This is a genomic window from Citrobacter sp. wls757, assembly GCF_005280935.1.
GTDB lineage: Bacteria > Pseudomonadota > Gammaproteobacteria > Enterobacterales > Enterobacteriaceae > Citrobacter > Citrobacter portucalensis.
The window spans coordinates 104,850-109,450 of record NZ_SZWU01000020.1 but is presented as its reverse complement, the minus strand read 5'-3'; the positions used below and the strand labels follow the sequence as shown (position 1 = coordinate 109,450).

The window sequence follows — 4,601 nt, the reverse complement described above, 5'->3', positions numbered from 1 at the left end:
GCTTAAAGCGCCCCGTTTTTTATTTTGGTCAGACCAAAAAATAAATGTAAAAGCAAGGTTAAATATTAGTAGTTGATATTAAAAAAATTAGCTTATTAATGTGGTTTTTTATCTCAATTACTCCATTTTAATTAACCATCCCATAGGAGGCTGAAAGAAAAAATTCAACTCACTTTATAATTTTTAAAATTTATTTTTATATGGATAATCAACATGTTACACCGTAATCGCATAAAAACCATGCGTCTTACGGGCCTATAAGCCAGGCGAGATATGATCTATATCAAATTCTCATCTATAATGCTTTGTTAGTATCTCGTCGCCGACTTAATAAAGAGAGAGTTAGTGTGAAAGCTGACAACCCTTTTGATCTTATTCTACCTGCTGCAATGGCCAAAGTTGCCGAAGAAGCAGGCGTCTATAAAGCAACGAAACATCCGCTTAAGACGTTCTATCTGGCAATTACTGCCGGTGTATTCATTTCAATTGCCTTTGTTTTCTATATCACCGCCACAACCGGCACTGGTACTATGCCTTTCGGCATGGCGAAATTAGTAGGTGGTATCTGCTTTTCCCTGGGGCTGATCCTTTGTGTTGTCTGCGGTGCAGACCTCTTCACTTCAACCGTACTGATCGTCGTTGCTAAAGCCAGTGGTCGTATTACTTGGGGTCAGTTAGCGAAAAACTGGCTTAACGTTTATGTCGGCAACCTGATTGGCGCCCTGATCTTTGTGTTACTCATGTGGCTTTCTGGCGAGTATATGACCGCCAACGGCGCATGGGGGCTCAACGTTCTGCAAACAGCCGACCACAAAGTGCACCATACTTTTGTTGAGGCAGTGAGCCTTGGTATCCTGGCTAACCTGATGGTGTGTCTGGCCGTATGGATGAGCTACTCAGGCCGCAGCCTGATGGACAAAGCGTTTATCATGGTATTACCGGTCGCAATGTTTGTTGCCAGCGGTTTTGAGCACAGTATCGCAAACATGTTTATGATCCCTATGGGTATTGTAATACGCGATTTCGCCACCCCGGAATTCTGGACCGCAGTTGGGTCTTCTCCGGAGAATTTTTCTCACCTGACCGTGATGAATTTCATCACCGATAACCTGATTCCGGTTACGATCGGTAACATTATCGGCGGCGGTTTGTTGGTCGGGTTGACATACTGGGTCATTTATCTGCGTGGTAACGATCATCATTAATCTGTTGATGCCCATTACACGCAGTAAATAAAAAATCCACTTAAGAAGGTAGGTGTTACATGTCCGAGCTTAATGAAAAGTTAGCCACAGCCTGGGAAGGTTTTACCAAAGGTGATTGGCAGAATGAAGTAAACGTACGTGACTTCATTCAGAAAAACTACACTCCGTATGAGGGTGACGAGTCCTTCCTGGCTGGCGCAACTGATGCGACCACTGCACTGTGGGACAGCGTGATGGAAGGCGTTAAACAGGAAAACCGCACTCACGCGCCTGTTGACTTTGACACCTCCGTTGCTTCTACCATCACTTCTCACGACGCTGGCTACATCAACAAAGCGCTCGAGAAGATTGTTGGTCTGCAGACTGAAGCTCCGCTGAAACGTGCGATCATTCCGTTTGGCGGCATCAAAATGGTTGAAGGTTCCTGCAAAGCGTACAATCGCGAACTGGACCCAATGCTGAAAAAAATCTTCACCGAATACCGCAAAACCCACAACCAGGGCGTATTCGATGTTTACACCAAAGACATTCTGAACTGCCGTAAATCCGGTGTTCTGACTGGTCTGCCAGATGCGTATGGCCGTGGCCGTATCATCGGTGACTACCGTCGCGTTGCGCTGTACGGTATCGACTACCTGATGAAAGACAAATACGCTCAGTTCGTCTCTCTGCAGTCCGATCTGGAAAACGGCGTAAACCTGGAAGCAACTATCCGTCTGCGTGAAGAAATCGCTGAACAGCACCGCGCTCTGGGTCAGATCAAAGAAATGGCTGCTAAATATGGCTGCGATATCTCTGGTCCGGCTACCAACGCTCAGGAAGCTATCCAGTGGACTTACTTCGGCTACCTGGCCGCAGTTAAATCTCAGAACGGTGCAGCAATGTCCTTCGGTCGCGTATCCACCTTCCTGGATGCTTACATCGAACGTGACCTGAAAGCAGGCAAAATCACCGAGCAAGACGCACAGGAAATGATCGATCACCTGGTCATGAAACTGCGTATGGTTCGTTTCCTGCGTACTCCTGAATATGATGAACTGTTCTCCGGTGACCCGATTTGGGCAACTGAATCAATCGGTGGTATGGGCGTTGATGGCCGTACTCTGGTTACCAAAAACAGCTTCCGCTTCCTGAACACCCTGTACACCATGGGTCCTTCTCCGGAGCCGAACATCACTGTTCTGTGGTCTGAAAAACTGCCTCTGAACTTCAAGAAATTCGCCGCTAAAGTGTCCATCGACACCTCTTCTCTGCAGTACGAGAACGATGACCTGATGCGTCCGGACTTCAACAACGATGACTACGCTATCGCTTGCTGCGTAAGCCCGATGGTTGTTGGTAAACAAATGCAGTTCTTCGGTGCGCGTGCAAACCTGGCGAAAACCATGCTGTACGCAATCAACGGTGGCGTTGATGAAAAACTGAAAATGCAGGTTGGTCCTAAATCTGAACCGATCAAAGGCGACGTTCTGAACTTCGACGAAGTTATGGACCGCATGGATCACTTCATGGATTGGCTGGCTAAACAGTACGTCACCGCGCTGAACGTTATCCACTACATGCACGACAAGTACAGCTACGAAGCCTCTCTGATGGCGCTGCACGACCGTGACGTTATCCGCACCATGGCGTGTGGTATCGCTGGTCTGTCCGTTGCTGCTGACTCCCTGTCTGCAATCAAATATGCGAAAGTTAAACCGATTCGTGACGAAGACGGTCTGGCTATCGACTTCGAAATCGAAGGCGAATACCCGCAGTTTGGTAACAACGACTCTCGCGTTGATGACATGGCGGTTGACCTGGTAGAACGTTTCATGAAGAAAATTCAGAAACTGACTACTTATCGTAACGCTATCCCGACTCAGTCTGTTCTGACCATCACCTCTAACGTGGTTTATGGTAAGAAAACTGGTAACACCCCAGATGGTCGTCGTGCTGGCGCGCCGTTCGGACCGGGTGCTAACCCAATGCACGGTCGTGACCAGAAAGGTGCTGTTGCCTCTCTGACCTCCGTTGCTAAACTGCCGTTTGCTTACGCTAAAGATGGTATTTCTTACACCTTCTCTATCGTTCCGAACGCACTGGGTAAAGACGACGAAGTTCGTAAGACCAACCTGGCTGGTCTGATGGATGGTTACTTCCACCACGAAGCGTCCATCGAAGGTGGTCAGCACCTGAACGTGAACGTCATGAACCGCGAAATGCTGCTGGATGCGATGGAACATCCGGAAAAATATCCGCAGCTGACCATCCGCGTTTCTGGCTACGCAGTACGTTTTAACTCCCTGACTAAAGAACAGCAGCAGGACGTTATTACTCGTACCTTCACTCAGACCATGTAATTGGTTTTGACTGAAATCGTACTTTAAAAAGCGTACAATAAAGGCTCCACGTAAGTGGGGCCTTTTTAATAGCCTGCTTTGTCAGCTATCTATACTTATATACTCGATGGATTTCGAGTTGCATTGAGGCGGCAACGGAGTGAATCCCCTGGAGCGTACAGAAGTACGTGACTGGGGTGAGCGAAGGAAGCTAACAAAGATGCAGCTTGAAAGACGAAAAGTATGGATAGCAGCCAAAACAGACTCGACACAGTTAATAACTGTGCACTAACACTGGCCCCGGATGGGCCACACCTGGAGAAACACCGCAATGTCAGTTATTGGTCGCATTCACTCCTTTGAATCCTGTGGCACTGTTGATGGCCCGGGCATCCGCTTTATTACCTTCTTTCAGGGCTGCCTGATGCGCTGCCTGTATTGCCATAACCGTGACACGTGGGATACACACGGCGGTAAAGAAGTCACCGTCGACGAATTAATGAAAGAGGTGGTGACCTATCGCCACTTTATGAACGCATCCGGCGGCGGCGTGACGGCGTCTGGCGGCGAAGCTATCCTGCAAGCTGAATTCGTACGTGACTGGTTCCGCGCCTGTAAAAAAGAAGGTATTCATACCTGTCTGGATACCAACGGTTTTGTTCGCCGCTACGATCCGGTGATCGATGAGCTGCTGGAAGTCACCGACCTGGTCATGCTCGATCTCAAACAGATGAACGATGAAATCCATCAGAATCTGGTCGGCGTATCTAACCATCGTACGCTGGAGTTCGCGCGTTACCTGTCAAACAAAGACATCAAAGTGTGGATCCGCTATGTTGTCGTACCTGGCTGGTCTGATGACGATGACTCCGCACACCGCCTCGGAGAATTTACTCGCGATATGGGTAACGTTGAAAAAATCGAGCTGCTGCCTTACCACGAGCTTGGCAAACACAAATGGGTGGCAATGGGCGAAGAGTACAAACTGGATGGCGTCAAACCACCGAAGAAAGAGACCATGGAGCGCGTGAAGGGCATTCTTGAGCAATATGGACATAAAGTGATGTATTGAGTT

Annotated in this window: 3 protein-coding genes; all 3 read left to right on the top strand. The window is 48.3% G+C overall.

Annotated elements, in window-relative coordinates; translation table 11 throughout:
* Positions 1-347 precede the first annotated feature (347 nt).
* The 3 genes from focA to pflA all read left to right on the top strand — a co-directional run bounded on the left by focA (position 348) and on the right by pflA (position 4,598).
* Positions 348-1,205 carry a formate transporter FocA gene (gene focA / locus FDW94_RS06525; protein WP_003831909.1) on the top strand — a complete coding sequence of 286 codons (858 nt, stop codon included), beginning with the start codon at positions 348-350 and terminating at the stop codon, positions 1,203-1,205.
* 59 nt (positions 1,206-1,264) lie between these two features.
* The gene (pflB, locus tag FDW94_RS06520) at positions 1,265-3,547 is read left to right on the top strand and encodes a formate C-acetyltransferase (RefSeq protein WP_003035753.1); all 2,283 of its coding nucleotides are present in this window, start codon (positions 1,265-1,267) and stop codon (positions 3,545-3,547) included.
* 310 nt (positions 3,548-3,857) lie between these two features.
* On the top strand, positions 3,858-4,598 hold the full coding sequence (gene pflA / locus FDW94_RS06515) for a pyruvate formate lyase 1-activating protein (protein ID WP_003035751.1): 741 nt from the start codon (positions 3,858-3,860) through the stop codon (positions 4,596-4,598).
* Positions 4,599-4,601: the final 3 nt, after the last annotated feature.

Excerpts from the sequence above, each read along its gene's own strand:
- pflB (WP_003035753.1), top strand. The coding sequence starts at position 1,265 with ATGTCCGAGCTTAATGAAAAGTTAGCCACAGCCTGGGAAGGTTTTACC.
- pflA (WP_003035751.1), top strand. The coding sequence starts at position 3,858 with ATGTCAGTTATTGGTCGCATTCACTCCTTTGAATCCTGTGGCACTGTT.